At 68.0% G+C, this 16,919-nt stretch carries 19 protein-coding genes; 9 read left to right on the top strand and 10 right to left on the bottom strand.

Going from position 1 to position 16,919, the window contains the following annotated elements; all coding sequences use genetic code 11:
- The 4 genes from ABZZ22_RS25320 to ABZZ22_RS25335 all read right to left on the bottom strand — a co-directional run.
- Positions 1 to 217 (bottom strand): hypothetical protein (locus ABZZ22_RS25320; protein ID WP_354937714.1); only part of this gene is annotated, 217 nt, incomplete at its 3' end.
- A gap of 109 nt (positions 218 to 326) precedes the next feature.
- Positions 327 to 464, bottom strand: a complete 138-nt coding sequence (locus tag ABZZ22_RS25325; protein ID WP_354937717.1) for a hypothetical protein — start codon at positions 462 to 464, stop codon at positions 327 to 329.
- A gap of 514 nt (positions 465 to 978) precedes the next feature.
- A complete protein-coding gene (locus ABZZ22_RS25330) occupies positions 979 to 1,281 on the bottom strand; it encodes a hypothetical protein (protein WP_354937720.1) in 303 nt (100 codons plus the stop codon).
- 585 nt (positions 1,282 to 1,866) lie between these two features.
- Positions 1,867 to 2,040, bottom strand: a complete 174-nt coding sequence (locus ABZZ22_RS25335; protein WP_354937723.1) for a hypothetical protein — start codon at positions 2,038 to 2,040, stop codon at positions 1,867 to 1,869.
- A 262-nt stretch (positions 2,041 to 2,302) separates the two neighbouring features.
- Here ABZZ22_RS25335 and ABZZ22_RS25340 point away from each other — a divergent pair, with 262 nt between their 5' ends.
- Positions 2,303 to 2,539 carry a hypothetical protein gene (locus tag ABZZ22_RS25340; RefSeq protein WP_354937726.1) on the top strand — a complete coding sequence of 79 codons (237 nt, stop codon included), beginning with the start codon at positions 2,303 to 2,305 and terminating at the stop codon, positions 2,537 to 2,539.
- A gap of 54 nt (positions 2,540 to 2,593) precedes the next feature.
- On the opposite strand, the gene ABZZ22_RS25345 is transcribed toward ABZZ22_RS25340, so the two are convergent.
- From ABZZ22_RS25345 to ABZZ22_RS25370, 6 genes are all read right to left on the bottom strand, one after another.
- Positions 2,594 to 3,778 carry a helix-turn-helix domain-containing protein gene (locus tag ABZZ22_RS25345; RefSeq protein WP_354937729.1) on the bottom strand — a complete coding sequence of 395 codons (1,185 nt, stop codon included), beginning with the start codon at positions 3,776 to 3,778 and terminating at the stop codon, positions 2,594 to 2,596.
- Between the two features lie 23 nt (positions 3,779 to 3,801).
- Positions 3,802 to 4,065, bottom strand: coding sequence for a hypothetical protein (locus tag ABZZ22_RS25350; RefSeq protein WP_354937732.1), 264 nt, complete (start codon positions 4,063 to 4,065; stop codon positions 3,802 to 3,804).
- A gap of 2 nt (positions 4,066 to 4,067) precedes the next feature.
- Positions 4,068 to 4,526, bottom strand: a complete 459-nt coding sequence (locus tag ABZZ22_RS25355; RefSeq protein ID WP_354937735.1) for a hypothetical protein — start codon at positions 4,524 to 4,526, stop codon at positions 4,068 to 4,070.
- Between the two features lie 31 nt (positions 4,527 to 4,557).
- Positions 4,558 to 5,253, bottom strand: a complete 696-nt coding sequence (locus ABZZ22_RS25360; RefSeq protein ID WP_354937738.1) for an AAA family ATPase — start codon at positions 5,251 to 5,253, stop codon at positions 4,558 to 4,560.
- Between the two features lie 74 nt (positions 5,254 to 5,327).
- Positions 5,328 to 6,083 (bottom strand): glycosyltransferase, encoded by a 756-nt coding sequence (locus ABZZ22_RS25365; protein ID WP_354937741.1) that lies wholly within the window; start codon positions 6,081 to 6,083, stop codon positions 5,328 to 5,330.
- On the bottom strand, positions 6,083 to 6,907 hold the full coding sequence (locus tag ABZZ22_RS25370; protein WP_354937744.1) for a GntR family transcriptional regulator: 825 nt from the start codon (positions 6,905 to 6,907) through the stop codon (positions 6,083 to 6,085). The genes ABZZ22_RS25365 and ABZZ22_RS25370 overlap by 1 nt, the downstream gene beginning before the upstream one ends.
- Positions 6,908 to 7,013: 106 nt before the next feature.
- Here ABZZ22_RS25370 and ABZZ22_RS25375 point away from each other — a divergent pair, with 106 nt between their 5' ends.
- The 8 genes from ABZZ22_RS25375 to ABZZ22_RS25410 all read left to right on the top strand — a co-directional run bounded on the left by ABZZ22_RS25375 (position 7,014) and on the right by ABZZ22_RS25410 (position 16,654).
- Complete coding sequence (locus ABZZ22_RS25375; protein WP_354937747.1) at positions 7,014 to 7,271, top strand: hypothetical protein; 258 nt, start codon at positions 7,014 to 7,016, stop codon at positions 7,269 to 7,271.
- Between the two features lie 54 nt (positions 7,272 to 7,325).
- Entirely contained in the window at positions 7,326 to 7,640 is a 315-nt protein-coding gene (locus tag ABZZ22_RS25380) for a hypothetical protein (RefSeq protein WP_354937750.1), read from the top strand.
- The gene (locus ABZZ22_RS25385; protein WP_354937753.1) at positions 7,640 to 8,479 is read left to right on the top strand and encodes a hypothetical protein; all 840 of its coding nucleotides are present in this window, start codon (positions 7,640 to 7,642) and stop codon (positions 8,477 to 8,479) included. Before ABZZ22_RS25380 ends, ABZZ22_RS25385 begins: the two co-directional genes overlap by 1 nt.
- Complete coding sequence (locus tag ABZZ22_RS25390) at positions 8,476 to 8,835, top strand: hypothetical protein (protein WP_354937756.1); 360 nt, start codon at positions 8,476 to 8,478, stop codon at positions 8,833 to 8,835. The genes ABZZ22_RS25385 and ABZZ22_RS25390 overlap by 4 nt, the downstream gene beginning before the upstream one ends.
- A 4-nt stretch (positions 8,836 to 8,839) precedes the next feature.
- The gene (locus tag ABZZ22_RS25395) at positions 8,840 to 10,864 is read left to right on the top strand and encodes a hypothetical protein (RefSeq protein ID WP_354937759.1); all 2,025 of its coding nucleotides are present in this window, start codon (positions 8,840 to 8,842) and stop codon (positions 10,862 to 10,864) included.
- A 60-nt stretch (positions 10,865 to 10,924) separates the two neighbouring features.
- Positions 10,925 to 11,248, top strand: coding sequence for a hypothetical protein (locus ABZZ22_RS25400; protein WP_354937762.1), 324 nt, complete (start codon positions 10,925 to 10,927; stop codon positions 11,246 to 11,248).
- A 274-nt stretch (positions 11,249 to 11,522) separates the two neighbouring features.
- Positions 11,523 to 15,968, top strand: a complete 4,446-nt coding sequence (locus tag ABZZ22_RS25405) for a hypothetical protein (RefSeq protein WP_354937765.1) — start codon at positions 11,523 to 11,525, stop codon at positions 15,966 to 15,968.
- Positions 15,965 to 16,654, top strand: a complete 690-nt coding sequence (locus ABZZ22_RS25410) for a hypothetical protein (protein ID WP_354937768.1) — start codon at positions 15,965 to 15,967, stop codon at positions 16,652 to 16,654. The genes ABZZ22_RS25405 and ABZZ22_RS25410 overlap by 4 nt, the downstream gene beginning before the upstream one ends.
- The last annotated feature ends 265 nt before the right edge of the window (positions 16,655 to 16,919 follow it).

Below are 16,919 nucleotides of genomic sequence, written 5' to 3' on the forward strand. Positions count from 1 at the left end.
CCCGGGCGCCACCGATGAAGACGGCCGCCGCGAGCACGACGAGGATCACCACCAGCGCCGCGAGGACGGTGTTGACCCGCCCCAGTCTGGCGACGCTGGGCGCTCCGCGCCTACAGCCGCCCGGCTCCGCCGGTGGCGGTTCAGATTCTCTTTCTTCCGTGGGTTTTCCCTGGTCGCAGCGATGAGTTGATATGAAAACGTCAAAGCATGAAAGCATTTTTGTATTTTAATGCTTTGATATTTTGAGATGAATTTTGCGATCAACCAAAAGCATTTTGACATTAAAAGTTGTCGAAAGTCGGATCTGGCGACTGTGAAAGCACGCGTTAATGGTCGAATTCGGCCACCAGCTCGGCCGCCAGCTCGGCCGCCAGCTCGGCCGCCAGCTCGGCCGCCAGCTCGGCCGCCAGCTCGGCCGCCAGCTCGGCCGCCAGCTCGGCCGCCAGCTCGGCCGGCCTGGTCAACAGATTGCACTGGGCGATTGCATAGCCGGGTTCATGGTGCCTGCTCTGAGCTAGCCCGATCCTCTACAAAGTCCGACAAACATGGTTTTGGGGTAGGGCAGGTAGGGCAAGTAGGGCAGGCATGTGTGTTGGTGCAGGTCAGAGGCTGGTTAGAGGGTGCCCTACCTGGTTGCTCGTGGTAGGGCACCCTGTACGCCTAGATGGACCCCTGAATCTGGTGTTTGTGCAGGTCAGAGCAGGGTGCCCTACCACTTTTCGGGGGTGCCCTACCTGGTGGCGGGGGAGTAGGGCAGGCGGCCGAAATTGGGGTCAGCTGGCATGAAAAACGGCCCTCGGCGGTGGTTTCCGGGGCCGTTGCTCTCGCTCGGTTGCTTGGCGGAGCCTGCGCATGGAGCGTATCGAATCTGTCAAGGCCCTGGCAGCTCGACGTGCCGGCCTTCCTTCCGCGGGCTGTCAAGGAACTGGCTGTGCAATTCCTGTGCAATCGAGCTGCGCGGGGGTCTTCCGTTGCAGCTCAGTAAGGCCGGTCGCTAGCTACAGCTGCAGCGCGCTCGGCCTCGCGCTGCAGGCGCTCCTGGCGGAGGATCTCGGGATCGGTGCGCTTGGCTCGCTGCATGTAGCTCCAGCGGGCTAGCAGGCCATCGCGGTAGCCGTGCCGGCTGGCTCCGCGTAGACCTTGCTCGAAGCTCAGGATCAGCTCGCCGGCGAGCGTTCCGAGGTGCTGCCACCCGCGGTCCCAGTGGGTGCGGTAGTCGCGTGTCTGGCTGCTGCGCGGCGGGTAGGGGCTCGGCGGGTAGCGCCGTTCGCGATGCTGCATGAGGGGGGTCGAACCTCCTGTTGATTTCGACCCCTAGGAACAGGCTCGAGCCTACCTCCCAAGGACGTCCATCTTTTGGGCCGGTACAGCCCCACCTGGTCCAAAAGTGCCCGGGTGAGGTGGGTACCTGGGTGCCGATAAGTCGGAATGCTCGGAAGCGGAACGGATAGGTGCAAGGCTTGTCTTGCTCAACAGGTGGCGTTTAGGAGGAGATGGCGAGATGCCGGGCGAGTTAGCCCGGGGTTGTCGGTAGCTCGGGCTAACTCGCCCGGCTGAAACGGCCCACCATGCCGCGGAATGTAGGTCCGAGCCGCCAGACTGGTCCTGTCGGAGCTACACCGATTAGTTGTCCACATTTACGACAGACGGAAAGAAGGAGAGGTGGGGCGATGAGAGCCCTGGTTCGAACGGAAATGACACACACGATGGGAGCCGTTGCTTTGGCCGGCTGGGCTCCCACCGTGCGGTTGGTGATCCTCGTGATCGTGGTGACGGTCTGCTATCTGGCGGTCCATCTGGCGATCTGAATCACTAGTGAGTGTAGGGCGGTCTTCCTGGTTGGGGGGCCGCCCTGCCACGTGTTTCTCAGTCTCGGCTGATGCCGAGCATCTGCCAGCCGTCCGGGACTTGCTCCTCTAGGAACTGCTTCGCCTGGTCGTAGGTCTGGCCCTCCGCGGTGATCTCCGCGGTGTCGAGCTCGTAGCCGCCGCGGTGGTCCGGTGGCCGCTGTCTGATCGTCGTTCTGAGCGTCACCGTCATGCGACGGATCGTATGTCGAGCTGGTGCCGGCTACTGCGCCGGCTAGGGCCGAAACGGCCGCGCTGATCTGTATCAGGCTGAAGTGACTCCAAGTAGCCCGCGACGCTAGCGGCTCTGTCCTGGATCTTGTCCTCGAGCTCGACTCTGCCGGCTCGCGGCAGGGGGCTCACGAACGAGACAGGAGACAGCCATGCGGTCTGTCACGAAGCGAAGGTCTTCAACACCTTCAAGAAGCAGAAGCCCGAAACCGAAGGAGGAACCGTTGAACGGTCAGATGTGGCATCGAGTCGCGGTCGTGATGGTGATGTGCGGCTTGGTGGTCGTGGTCAGCTGGGTAGCGCCTGCGGGCTTGCCGGTGTGGCTGGTGCTCGCGTTGGCGGCCGGTGCGTACGTGCTGGTGGTCTACAGGCCGGCGGAGCTGGTGCGGCTCCTGGAGGCCGCCGGCAGGCTGCCGGGCCGGCTGTCCGGATGCCTGAGTTCCGTACAGCTCGCCGCGTAAATGCGGAGTCGCGCCGTGCGAGCTGCACGGCGCGACTTCCTGCGGATCTCTGGGTCAGCTGGCCTCAGCTGCGCCGGCGGTCTCGCCGGCGGCGTCGACCTTCTCGAACCAGCGGTAAACGGTGCGCTTGCTGGCTCCGAGCTGCGCGGCGATCTCGTCGACCGGCTTGCCCTGGTCGCGCAGCTCGCACGCCTTGGTGACCTTCTCGCTGGTCTTGGCCGGCGCGGTGCTCTGGCGCTTGGGTGCGGCGGGAACGGCGGCCAGTCGCGGCCGGTCCTGCTCTTCCTTCCGCGGGCTGTCTTCCTGGGCCGGCTGGGCGGCCTCAGGGGCCGCTGTAGCGCCTGCGGGCTCCTCGGCCGGGCTCTCGGCCGCGGTGGCGACTACGGGGCGCTCAGCGGTGATTTCTGCGACCTGCGGCCTCGGTGCAGGCAGCGCCTGGAGCTGCGCGCCGGCGTCGACCTGGCCGCCGAGCTGGTCGAGCTTGTCGCCGGCGTCGACCAGCTGCTCAACGGTGATCGTGGCCGGCAGCTGAGCGGTGCCGTGGTGCAGCTGGCGTACGCGAGCCTTGCCCTCGGCGACCGCTTCGAGTGCGGCGCTCCAGGTGGTGGTTTCGGCGCGCATGTCCTCGGGCGGGACGGTCCGCAGCGCGACGGACTCGGCGCGACGCTCGCGAGCCTCGGCGCGGGCCAGTCGCCGGAGGGTGCGCTTGGTGTTGTGTTCGGCGTGCTCGCGGGCGAGGCGCTCGACTTCCTTGGAGGCGATGAACAGGCCGTGCATCCGGCCGGCGGTGCGCAGCTGCGACCAGCTGCGACCAGCTGACAGGTGGCGGTCACCAACCAGCACCAGGTGCCACATCAGCGCAGCGATCAGCGGCACGATGAACCGGAAGCCGGCGGCTACGACGCCGTGGCCCTCGACGATCTCGTGAGAGGCGGCGAAGAGGCCGGAGCCGGCGGAGAGCGCCCATGTGAGGGTCAGCAGTGATCCGTTGGGCCGGTTGTCCATCGCGGCCTCGCGGGCCATCAAGGCGACGGCGACTAGCGCGAGCTCGAAGACGCCGGCGAAGGCGTAGGCGTAGGCCGTGCTCATGCCGAGGAGGTCGCGGCCGAAACCGACCATGGCGACGTAGGCGGCGGCGGTCGAGATGGTCGCGACGGTGGCCGCGACCGCGAGGATGAGCCGGCGGGACTGGCGCGGCTCAGGCGTGGCGGTGCTGGTGCTGCTCAGTGTGTCGGTCATCGGTTCGTTGCCTCTCGGCGTCGTCAGCGGTTGGGGGACTGGTCGGGGTGGAGCTCGGCGGCGTCGGCGCGGGCGTCGGCGAACATGACGGCGTGCCATGCGTCGGAGGCGAGGCGTAGCCACACATCGGCCGGCGTGTTCCAGCCGGCGGCTTCGAGCTTGTCCAGCTCGGCGCGTACGAGATCGGCCGGAACGCCGCGGCCGGTGAGGTCGGCACGCAGGGAGGCCACAACTCCGGAGATGGGTCCGGGCTGCAGTGGCGCGGCGGCGGTGTTCCTGGCGGTCATGGTCAGCCTCGCTTTGTGGTGCCCTTGGCGGTCTTGGCGAGCTTGTCGACCTGGGCGCGGACGCGCTGGTTGCCGCGGTAGAGGGCGATCATGGCGCGCACCCGGTCGTTGAGCTGGATGCCGTCCTCGAGCTTCGCCAGGCCGAGGGCCTTGAAGTCGTCCATGTGCAGGTAGAGCGATACGGCCTTGGAGTCGTCGCTGCCCGGGATGAGCACGCGGATGGGCTCGGCCTCGGGCTTGGGCTCGGCGGCCGGCTTGGTCGCGGCCGTCTTCTTGGCGGTGGTGGTGCGCTTCGCGGCGGCCTTCTTCGCCGGCGCGCTCTTCTTGGTGGCAGCGCGCTTGGTGGTGGTCTTCTTCGCGGCCGGCTTGGTCTCGGCCTGGTCCTCTGCGAGGTCGGTGACCGCGTGCAGCGGGGGCGGGTCGTCGAGCTGAGAGGCGAGGTCGGCGTGACTGCGTGCCATGGTGGATCTTCCTTCCGTGGGTTCTGCTTGGTCAGGACCGGCGCTGGCCGGCGGGAGTCTGGAAACCGAGGAGCTCGAACACCTCGCGGGCAAGCGCGAGCTGGTCCCTCTCGGCCTCGCGGGCCTTGGATCGAGCGCCGGGCATGGAGAGCACGCTTCGGTTGGCCTCGAACGCGTCGACGTAGACCTGTCGCCGCTGGACGATGGTCGCGGCGACGTTGAGGCCGCGCTTGATCAGTCCGTCGCGACGCTCGGCCGCCTCATTCATCGCGTAGTAGAAGATCGGCAGCAGCGCGAGAAGGTACGGAGCGTTGAGGGGGAGGATCTCGGCCTCAATCGAGCTCACGGTGGGGCGGAGATCCCCGAACTCCTCCTTGGACGGGAGCAGCAGCAGATCGGGGATCGGCTTCCCGTCGCTGCCGGTCAGCATGGTGTCCCACGCGCCTTGTTTGGTGCCGGGCATGTCGACGATGACGAGATCCCACTTCTCGGCCTGTTTGAGGTCGGGCAGCCGGGACAGGTCGCCGTCCGTCACGGCGACGTCGAAGGGGAAGACGTCAGCGTCTCCGCGCTTCGTCCATCCGCTCGACGTGTGGGTGCCGTCGTCGGCATCGACCAGGAGCACCTGGAGATTCCAGACCTTGGCGGCGATGGCGGCGAGGGTCACCGCTTCGGTGCTCTTGCCGACGCCACCTTTCGGTGAACCGATCCCTAAGACTTTGGCCATGACGCACACCTTACCCGTTTAGCATTAAAATGGCTAGATGCTTTGTTGCTAAATGGGTGTCCGTTGCGGCGTGATTAGGCCGCGGAGGAACGGGCGCGGAAGGACTGCTGTAGGGCGCGAGCTCGCTCGTGGATGACCCGCATTCGCGCCGGCCGCTCCGCCTCGGCGCTGTGGGCCTGGTGGGCGGTGCTCTGGCCGGGGTGCTTCCGGTAGAGGAGTCCGGTCTCAGAGATGAAGTAGCCCGGACGTACGGCGTCAGCTGCGAGCAACAGGCCGGTGTCTTCGGACGCCGGCAGCGCCATCCATCCACCGAGCGCCAGGAGCAGCTCGTAACGAATGCAGAGCGTGGCCGGATGCACTTGGGCTCGCCAGTCGTGCGAGAGCCAGTGGTCGAGAACGGCACCGCGAGCGATCCGGCCGGCGGGCGGGTCGTCGTCGAAACCGACTGTCTCACCGGACGGCAGGAGGTCGAGCACGCGACTTGTGGTCCATCCGATTTCAGGGTTTCGAGTGAGCGCGTCGATATCGCGGGCCAGCGCGCCGGCGGTCAGCTCGTCGTCAGCGTCGAGCACCTTGACTAGCTCGCCGGTGGCGCGGGAGAGCGCGAGGGTGCGAGCGACCCCGGGGCCGCCTCGTCGACCAGCTGCGAACCGAATGCGCGAGTCGTCAGGCACCACGGCCGACAGGTCGTAGTCATCGCCGTCCTGCTGGATGATCCACTCCCACGACCAGCCATCCGGCATCGCCTGGTCTGCCAGGGAGGCATACGCGGCCTGGAGGTAAGTCGCGGCCGGCGGGTGCACCGGCGTGATGATCGACAAAAGGGGCATCAGGTCCACCGTTCAAGGGAAGTCATGTAGTGCAGCTCGGCCCGATCACTCGGGAGGACGACATCGGCCATCTCGACTACATCGCCGTTGGTGCTGAAACTCGTCTTGCGGATCACGATCACCGGCGTACCGGGGTCGAGTTCGAGCCTAAGCGCCTCGTCGGCAGTTGGTGCCCGGGCAATGATGCGATCTTCGATCCGGTCGAGCTCGATCCCGATTGTGAAGAGCTGGTGTTGGGTGCCGCCGGGCCATGGCTCGTTCTCGGCCTCAAGTAGGTCAGGGTTCTGTGCGGCGGTCTCCTTGACGATCCACGACCGGCCAAGGGAGAGAGGCGCGGCCTCGTCCGCGGTGCGGGTCCCGTAGCGCCGTTCGAGCATGGGAGTGCCGGCCTCTACGCCGAAGATCTCGGCCAGCTCGTCGCCGGCCTCGATGGTTACGTACTCGGCGGGGATGACGAGATCGGACAGCGGCCGGCCGGTCTGGTGCTCGGTCGCGCCCTCCTGGCCTCGCTCATCGTCGGGTAGGTGAACCCGGTTCTTCTCCCACTGGTAGAGGTCTGGCTGCTTTCGGATGAAGCGCTGCCGGTGAGGCCGGACGTAGTTGCCCCGTCCGCGCTCGGACCGTACGAGGCCCCATTCCTTCAGCTGCTGGATCGCATTGCGAACGCTGGTCCGCGACAGGTCGTACTGGGTCGATAGCGCCGGCTCGCTCGGGAGCGCGTCGCCGGGACCTAGGTCCCCATTGAGGATCTGGTCTCGAATTTCTTCGGCCACCACCTGGTAGCGGGGCCGCCAATCTCGCGTAGTCATGCGCTCACGGTACACATGTCTGACATGAAGTTGTAGACATGGCAGACAAGTTCGTGCTTTCCTGGTGTTCCAGCGCGAAGCCGGACAAGGCCGGCCCGCTCGAAGTCCTGGAGGGACAGCAATGAACGTTCAGATCGAAGCGGCCAACACCACGGAGCTGCTCGCGAAGTACGCCGACGAGCTCGCCGCGATGCTCGACCAGATGTTGGACACGGGCCGGGTGCCGGCTGCTCGCCTGAGGGATGTCCGCGACTCGCTCGGCGAGATCCACGTCGAGCTCGACCAGCTGACCACCGACCTGCGCCAGGACGTCCGCGCCGAGGTCGCGAAGAGCGTCCAACAGATCGCGTACGTGCCCCTGATCGGGACTGCCGCCTGAGTGGCGTGCGACGGCGCGAGTGCAACCGGAACTGATGAGTGAGAGGAGCGGGAAATGCGGGAAATGATCGAGTGGCTGACTGAGCCCCAGAGCGCGGCATCGACGCTGGCGATTTGGGCGCTTACGGCGGTTGTAGCCGCGTGCGTGTTCGGCCTGGTTCGGATGGTGGTGCGTGCGCACCGCGGCGACCAGATGTCCGCGTCGCGTGGCTCGAAGCTGGTGGCGGCGGTGCCGTTCGTCGGCGGCAAGTCTGAGCGGAAGCCTGCGCCGGCTGTGGTGCCGGAGGTCGAGGCCGGCGAGCTCGCGCAGGTGCTGCCCTTCCTTCCGCGGGCTGAGCGTGAGGCTCTCCGCGCTGGTGGGTGGTCGTGATGAAGCTCTGGCAGAAGAAGCCGGCCCCGGCGCTGCCGCCTGTGGGTGTGGGCCTCTATGACGTACATGACGCGCTGGAGAGCACGCGGTCAGGCCAGGTCGTCCTGGGTCTGGGCGAGACCGGCCCGATGATGCTCGATCTCGAGTTTTCTCACACGCTCATCGTGGGTGACACCGGGTCGGGCACCTCCGGCCTGGTGCGTACGGTCCTCGCGCAAGCCCTGGCCGATGGCGCTGAGGTTGTCATCGTCGACCGCGCGCGGCTCTCGCACCGGTGGACGCAGGGTCACCCGGACGTGACGCAGGTGTGGACGCTCGACGAGATCGCCGGCGAGCTGGTCCGCCTGGGCGAGGAGCTGGAGCGCCGGCAGGCCGCCGCGGCGAGCGACGCTCTCAACTCGCGCCGGCTGGTCCTGGCCATCGAGCACCGCGCCGGCCTGGCCGAAGCTCTGCAGGAGCGTTGGATGGAGCTGCGCCAGACAGGCGACCCGAAGCGGTCGCCGGCTGCTGAGGCTCTGCAGGCGCTGGAGTGGTGCTCGCCGCTGCTGGGTATTCACCTGGTCGCTACTGCCAACTCCGGCGTGTGGATGTCCGCGCAGGCCCGCGCGCCGTATGGCATCCGGATTCTGTCGGGTCGTGTCGGTGAGCTGGCCTGGCCGGTGTTCACCAACGGGCTGCCCCGGCCGCTGGCGGCTACCTCGCGCCGGCCTGGTCGGTTCTGGGTCGTGCGCGGCGTGACCACCGTGCCCCTGACTGCGCTGCACCTGCTCGCTGAGGAGGCGCAGCACCTGCCCGCCGCGCTGATCGCAGCTGCTCGCCGTGAGTGGGGTGTGGCATGAGGACCGTTCGTAGCCACGTGCGCACCATCAACGGTCAGCGCGTCCACGTCACCGAGCACAACCGGGTCGGTGACACGAAGAAGAAGGCCGCCAAGAAGGGCGGTCGTGGTGGCGGCGGCAAGGGGCCTAAGGGCCGGTCGCTGGCTCGCCGGGCGTGGGAGAACACGAAGAAGTCGTTCAAGGCCGGCCGCAAGAAGGCCAAGTGGGCCGCTTTCGGTTTCGGGGCTCTGGCCCTGGTCGAGATCACCGCGTTTCTGAGCCTGAACCTGCTGGGGTTCGCGCTCGTGTCTATCGCGGTCATTGCAGGTGCTACGGCCTCGGTCCTGGTGGCCGTGGCAAACGCAGGAGGGAAGTAGAGCGATGAACACGAACACGTCATCGAAGCGGCAGAAGGGTTCGCTGTCCGCGTTCCTGGGGTGGCTGCTGTTCGGCCTGCCGTTTCGGTGGGTGTTCGGGCTGCCCCTGGTCGGGCGTCGCCTGACTGATGCGACGTTCGTCCACGACGGCAAGGGCTGGCTCTCGGAGTCGGACCGGAAGTCGCTGACGGCGTTCTTCACCGGCGGCGAGCCGACCCGGTGGGACCTGATGGCCGGCTACAAGCGCGCCGCCTGGCGCGTCTTCACCCCGGCCGCGGTGCTGGGCGTCGCGTGGTGCTGGGTCACCTACGAGACTCAGACCGCGATTGCCGCGACGCTGGCCGCCGGCCTGGTCCTGGGCCTGGTGGTCGCGAGCTGGATCGTGCGCTGGCAGCGCCGCGAGCACATGGCTCGCTACGTCCGGCCGCTGGCTGTCGCGCTCGCGCCGGCGCTGGGCTGGTCCCCGGACAAGCTCACGTGGCTGAACGTGCCCCGCAACTTCAAGAGCGAGGGCGCGGTTATCCGCGTCGACCTGCCGGCCGACTTCGTCGACGGCGACGACCAGGAGGAGGGCGGCCGTGGGTCGTCGGCCCGGTCGATGATCGACAAGGCCGTCTACAAGAAGCTGGGCCTGCCCGCCGGCGAGATGACGAGCCGCTACGAGCTCGTGGGCGCGTTCCCTCAGGTGGAGTACCGGTGGCGTCCGCAGGTGCCGGCGAGCGTCGACCTGGACGACGTACGCGAGGCCATCGAGTCTGCGACGGGCGCGAAGTTCGTTCTGGGCCTGGGCCGTGGCCGTAAGGCCGTGGTGGTCGACATCGACGACGACTCCCCGCACATCGCGCAGTCGGTCGGTTCCGGTGGCGGTAAGTCGGTCCAGATCGGCCTGATCGCCGCGCAGCTGCTGGCGCGCGGTGGCCGGGTCGTCATCCTCGACCCGAAGCGCGGCAGCCACCGCTGGGCGATTGGTCACCCGAACGTGAGCTACTGCCGTTCCCTCGAGGAAATGCACGACGCGCTGATGCTGGTTGGTGCCGAGATGGACCGCCGGCAGCGCGCGACCGACGAGGACGAGCACGCCATCGACGACGCGCCGCGGGTGCTGGTCATCGTCGAGGAGCGGAACACCCTCATGGAGCGCATCCCGGACTGGTGGGCCGAGCACCGCGCCATCGTCAAGGCTGAGACCGGCAACGAGCCGCCGAAGATCTGCCCGTCGCTGCGGGTGCTGCGCGAGATCGCGTTCATGGGCCGCGAGCCCCGGCTGCACCTGCTCTCCGCTGCGCAGCAGGCCACCGCGCAGACGATGGGCGGCGGTGCTGCCCGCGAGAACTACGTAGCGCGGATCATGGGCCGCGGCACGACGCCGCAGACCTGGAACTTCCTGGCCCCGGGCCGGGATCCTCACCTGACCGAGCGCAAGGGCCGCTTCTTCCTGGCGATGGGCTCGTCTGTGCAGGAGTTTCAGGGTGCGAATCTCTCGCGCCGCGAGCTGCACGCGCTGGCCTGGTCGTGCTTCGCCGACAAGGCGGCCGAGCTGGAGGCGAAGGAGCGCCCCGCGGCGCTGTTCTTCCGCGAGCCGGGCGCAGTGGCCGCCGAGGTCGTCGAGGCCGTCACCTCTCCTTCCGTGGGCCTCTCGTCCCCGGTCCCCGATACCGTCATGATGGCCTCTGACCTGCGCAAACACCCTGGGACCGTCCCCGGTGTGTCCCCGGCCGAGGTTCCCGTTTCGACGGTTCAGCAGGAAGCCATTTCGCCTGTAAAGCATCAAACTGTCGAAGCAGTTTCGGGCTCCGGGCTGACCCTGATCGAGTCGCCGGTGACGCTGCGCGAGGCCGTCGCGCGGCACATCGTGAACGTCTCCCCGGACCCCGACAAGGCGCTGGAGATCCTCAAATCGGCCCGCAAGCGCGAGGAGAAGTTCCCTGCGCCGGCCGGGCAGCGCTCCGGCGCGCACGTCTTTGACCCGGCCGAGCTGCGCCGCTGGGAGCGCAACCGCGCGAAGAGCTCGAAGGTGGAAACCGCATGAGTGTGATTCGGCGGCGTGTCCCCACGCCTGTTGTGAGCGTGGAGCCCTACGTTTTGACCCATGCAGATGCGGAAAAACCCCGGAGAGTCCTGGTCGATTACCGACGTGGCGACCGCTGCGGGGCGCTCGTACGAGAGCGTACGAGCGCTGGCCGGCCGTGTGTTGCCGCCGGAGCTGCTGAAGCCTCGCGCTGGTCGTGGTGCGGCGGTGCAGTTGCCGGAGGATGTGGCGTTGGCGCTGGTCTTCTCGCTGCGGTTCGGTGCGCTGAATCCGCAGATGATCGAAGCGATGAAGACCGATCCGGCCGCGGCGCTGGCCGCGGTCGACGGCTTGGCGACATTGGCGCGTCTGGCCGCTCCGCCTGCCGAGGGCGAGGCCGCGTAAATGACCTGAAAAAGGATGTGACCCCCGTTGCCGTTGGCGCGGCTCCGGGGGCCAAAGAACGGGGTTCCGTCCGAGGATTCTCCGTTTGGTGTCACTGCGAGATGACGAAATGAGAGTACCAGTGAGCTCGGCTCCAGCTGAAGAAGTGACGGACGGGTCGTCGTTCGTCCGTGTCACCGACGCGCTGTCATCCTTCCTGGCTGGCACGCCGCGGGATCGACAGGCGTACGCGCACTGTCCGGTGCCGGCACACGGTGGTGACACCAACCCGTCTGTGTCAGTGACATGGAAGGTCAACAACCGCGGTGGTGGCGAGACGTTCGTCAAGTGTCACGGCGGCTGTGACAGGCGCGACGTTCTCGCGGCGGTCGGTCTGGGTGACAGTGACCGCTATGACACTCCGGCCCGTGTCACCCGTGACAACGGCCGGGTGTCACAGCGACGTGTCACAGCTGGTGTCACTGACACCGGTGACACAACTCCCGGTGTCACCGGCGCTGTCACTGTCACCGGTGGTGTCACTGACACGGGTGACACCCCGGCTGTGACACCGGCCGGTGACAAGAAGCGTGCCGGCGGCCGGGCGCAGCTGGTGGCGACCTACACCTACACCGACGTTGACGGCGTGCGGCTCTATGACATTCGGCGCTGGGCCAACGGCAACGTGAAGTTCTCGGCGCGGACCTATGACGAGCACGGCGCGCGCGTGGTCTCGAAGAAGGCCCCGCACCGCGCCCGCCGTGTGCTGTACAACCTGCCCGCTGTGGTCGCCGCTGAGACCGTTTGGCTCTGCGAGGGAGAGAAGGACGCGGATTCGGTCGCTGAGGCGCTCCAGAAGGCCGCTGAGAGCTCCAGTGCAGCCACGACGGCACCATTCGGCGCGGCAGACAAGCCGGGCCGTGCATCGGCCGTCTGGCTGCCGCAGTACGTCGAGGCGCTGACCGGCAAGCACGTGCGGATCTTCACTGACCGCGACGTCGCCGGCTACCGTCACGCGCTGCACGTCGCTGAGTCCCTGGTCGACGTCGCGGCATCGGTCGACGTCATCGAGGCCGCGACCGGCAATGACGCAACCGACCACCTGAGCGCCGGCCTGTCACTGACACAGGTGGTGACGGTGACACGCGAGGAGCTGGTGACACGAGCTGCGATGTCACAGGCCGAGGTGTCACCGGAGGCGGTGTCACAGACCGCGGTGTCACCGGAGGCGATGTCACAGACGGTTGTCACTGGCGCGGTTGTCACAGGTGTCACTGACACGGTTGTCACTGGTGTCACTGGCACCGATGGCGCTGGTGTCACTGACACGGCGGGTGTCACTGGTGACACCGGCGCGGGTGACACCGGCCGTGACACCGGCACGCCCGGCAAGCTGTTGATGTTCCCGGCGCGTAAGCCGCTGTCATCGCCGCGGCCGTTGCCGACGACGCAGTACGTCGAGTCGGACGGCCAGATCTGGGAGGTGCGCCGCAAGCGCCTGGAGACCGGCGAGTGGATCGACGAGCTGCGCCTGGTCCTCGGGTGCAAGGCCACGATGACGGCGCAGTACCTCGGGGGCCTGGTGGGCGACGAGGACGCCGACAAGCTCGCACAGGCTCGCCTGGAGCGCGTCGAGCTGCTGTGCAAACACCCGGAGACCGGCGAGGAACTGATGCTGGTCGTCAACGCGCGTGAGTGGCGCTCGGGTGAGTGGCTCGATGCGCTCTGGCCCGGGGTCGAGTTCGCGCACTCCCGCGACGGCCGCGCGAAGGTCGCAGCTGCGATCAAGGCGCTGTCGCCGGAGGCCGAGCGCCTGGCCGAGCAGAAGGCCACCGGGTGGCGCACGCTGCCGGGCCACGGCCGCGCGTTCGTGCACGCCGGCGGAGCGATCACCGCGGCCGGCCTGGTGCCGATGGCAACCGGCCTGGTCGGTCCGCTTCGGCAGTACGAGCTGCCGGCCCCGCCGGCGACTGCCGAGGAGCTGCGCGCTGCAGCTGCGCATTCGGTCGGGCTGCTGACCGATGAGGAGCTCGCGCCGCGGGTCGGACTGGTCCTGGCCGGCACCGCTTACCGCTCGGTGCTCGGGCGTACGGGGTTCGTGCCGGCGTTCGTCGGTGCGCCGGCCTCGGGCAAGACGGCGTTGTCGATCATCTGCCTGCAGCACTTCGGCGGCCGGCAGATTCACCGCGACGTGCGTTTCTCAATCCAGATGGACCCGGAGCACGGCGCGACCGCGAAGGCCGGCAAGGTCTGGCTCCACCGCGCCGCGGACGTGCCGATGGTCTTTGACGACTTCGCGCCCGACAAGGGGCCGGCTGCAGCTGCGCAGCGGATGGGCCAGTTCATCCGCGCGGCGTACAACGGCGGCGGCCGTGACCGACTGACCCGCGAGGGCGACCTGCAAGAGGGCATCGAGCCGCGGGGTATCCCGCTGGTGACCGCCGAGATGCTGCCCTCTTCGCCGTCAGCTCGTCAGCGGATGCTCAACGTTCCCTCGCAGTGGGCGGCCGTCGACGTGCCGACCGTGCGCCGGCTGCAGGCCGAAGACGCCGCGGATGCTCGCGCGCTGTTCATGTCGGCCCTGATCCAGTGGGCCGCCGGCCAGGACGAGGCCGAGCTGACGACGAAGGTTCGCGACCTGGAGGCCGGCGCGGTCAAGCAGCTGCAGCAGCTCGAGTTCACCGCGCGCACCTCCGAGCACGTCTCCCGGCTCTATGCCGGCTGGCGGATCGTGTGTGAGTTCCTGGTCGACGCTGGGGCCTGGTCCCTCGAAGAGGGCCTGAGCTTCCGCAACAACCACGTGTGGCCGGCGACCCTGGCCGCGGCGAAGGCTGACAGCGACGCAGACGACGAGCGCGACATGGGCCGCTGGTTCCTGCGCCTGGTCGGTGAGTCGATGCTGGCGCAGAAGGCGCACGTCACCGATGACGCGGGCCGCGTGCCCAACGAGCTGAGCCCGATCCTGAGTCCGACCGCGTGCGGCTGGCGGCCCGGCCTGGGCGATGGCGTGGTGATGCCGTCGGGTGACCGGATCGGCTACGTACGCACCGACGCGAAGACGGGCGAGCTGCGGTTGTTGCTGCTGCCGAAGGAGGCCGCGACGGTGGCCGCGAAGGCTGCAGCTGAGGCGAACATCGAGCTGGGCCTGACTGTGGCCGGACTCTCGGAAGCGCTCGACAACGCCGGCGTTGGTCTGCGCACGACCACGGAGGCCGGCAAGTGTCAGCGACAGGTCAAGGCCAGCATCGCCGGCGCTCGCGCTCGGGTGTGGGATCTGCCGCTGAGCGCGGTATGGGGCGACGAGGACGACAGCGCGCCGGCAGATGGCCCGGTCGACGGCCCGCCGGACGAGGGCGGCCGTGGTCCTGGAGCTGGGCCGGCTACGGGGCCGGCAGCTGGTCCTGGAGCTGCGCCGGCACCGGCGGACCCTGGCCCGGAGATCGTGCGGCTGCAGGAGCCGGCCCCGTGCGCTGGCTGTGACTCTGAGTTCCTGGCCTCGCACGCGGTCAATGGTGTTCCGCTGCACGTGGGCGAGTGCTCCGCGCCGGCCTCTCCTTCCGTGGGCATCGAGCTCGACGAGCCGTTGCCGGAGCTTGCGCCGGCCGCCGAGGTGCCGGCGCAGAAAAAGGCCGACGAGATCCCGCCGGCGAAAAAGGGTCACAACGGCCGCCGGCGTGAGCGTGGCGAGGCGCTGAGCGTGGAGGCGTCGGAGATCTCCGAGTGCCTGCAGTGGGCCGCTGCCACCGGTGACGAGCTGACGGAGACGCAGGCCGCGGCCGTCGTCGAGCGGTTCCACCACGTGACCGGCTGCCGCTGGAAGGGACCGCACGGCACGATCTGGAGCCTGCTGACCGGACACACGAAGTGGCCGAACGCGAAGGCACCGGAGATCTCGGATCTCGGGCTGTTCGAGGAGCTGCGCAGCGAGGACCGGTTCTGGTCGGCTCGCTCGTGGATCGTGACGCCGGGTGACCCGGCCGAAAACTCGAGCATCGCCGCGGCCGACGTGAACGCGCAGTACGTCGCGAGCGCGTCGAGCGTCGAGGTGGGCGAGGGCGACCCGCTGCACTACGAGGCCGGCGACGAGCTGCCGGCCAACGTCTACAAGCTGCCGGGCTGGGTCCGCCTTGCCGCCGCGGTCAAGGATGCGCCGCACGGCCTGGAGCTGCCCGCCGACATGTGGATTCCGACGCCGCTGGCGGTCTACCTCACCCGCGACCACAAGCTGAGCTTGAAGGTCGACGAGGCGTTGGTGTGGCCGAAGAAGCGCCGCGCGCTCGCGACTCTCTCCAACCACTTCCGCGACTGGTCGCAGGAGCTGAAGGCCGACCAGTCGCCGGCGGGTGCGTACGCGCTGCGGATGGTCAAGACGCTCTACACGAAGGCGCTCGGTGGCTACCTGGCCAGCGAGAAGGGTCTGACGCCGGCGGAGTGGCACCGGCCCGACTGGGCGTTGCTGCTCAAAGCGCAGGCTGAGGCGAACATGCTCCGCGGCCTGGACAAGCTGCCGGCGGGTGCGGTGGTGCGCGCGAAGTACGCCGACGCCGCCTTTATCGAGCTGCCGGCCGGCGTCGACCTGGCCAGCTGGGATCGGCTCGACGAGCTGCAGCCCGGCCGCTGGAAGCTGGTGGGCGAGCCCGTCCCGGCGGCCCCTTCCTTCCGCGGGCTTCGACCCACTGCGGACGCATGGCGCGTTGCCTACGAGACAGCTCACAGCGCAGCTGAGGAGGTGCAGGCATGAGGACGAGCACGAAGCAGCCGCGCAAGGGTTCCGGCGGCGGCAAGAGCGCCGGCGGCGGCAGCCGCGGCGGATCTGGTGGAGGTTCGGCCAAGGGCAAGACGCTTGGCGGGGTGCTGCGCGGGGTGAGTGCCCAGATGAACGTGGCGGACATGACGAAGTGGGCCGCAGATCGGGCCGCAGACGGCGCGAGGAAGGCCGCTGAGGCCGCGGGAGCGTCCGCGACGCAGATCCGTACGGCGGCCCGCCGGGCGCGCGCTGAAGCGATCCGAGACACCGCGCAGCGAGCCGGGGTTTCCCCGGTCACAGCTCGACGGTGGGCGCGAGGAGCGCAGAAGCCGAGCGCCGGCGTTGAGAAGTCAGCTCGAACGCGGGTGCAGCGCGCGCTGGGTGGAGCTCGGGCGCTGCGAGCCGCTCGGGTGGCGGAGCTGAGGAGCATGGCCCCCGGCAACGTCACGGTGCGGATCAAGTCCGGGCCGTACGCCGGCTCTGTCGAGCAGCGGCACATCGGGATGATGCGGCTGGACGCCAGCACCACGGCGAGCGTGGCAGCGCTCATCGAGGAGGGCGCAGACGACGAGGCGGCCGAGCTGCTGGGAGACGCACTTTTGGATGCGTACGGCAATGGCAACGACATGTCGCATTTCATGGAGATTGTCTCCATTAACGACGTAACGTCATGGCTTTGACGCTTTAATGCGGAGCAATTAAAGCATTAAAGCGGCAAGATATATCCGCGATATTCACATGAAAGCAGTTAGGCATTTCAGTGCTTAACTGCTTTTGTATTTAGCACCTTTGCCGCTAACGCGGGCCTGTGACCTGCGGAAATGAACATCTTAACCCGGTCACAGATCGGCCCCGGCGGAGCCGGGTGCCTGTCGGCGCGGAGCGCCCAGCCAACAGGACTCCTTCGAGTACGACAAGTTCGGGCTCAAGCCGGTGAACGTCCGC

The sequence above is a fragment of the Nocardioides sp. NPDC006273 genome (genome assembly GCF_040613495.1).
Lineage (GTDB): Bacteria > Actinomycetota > Actinomycetes > Propionibacteriales > Nocardioidaceae > Nocardioides.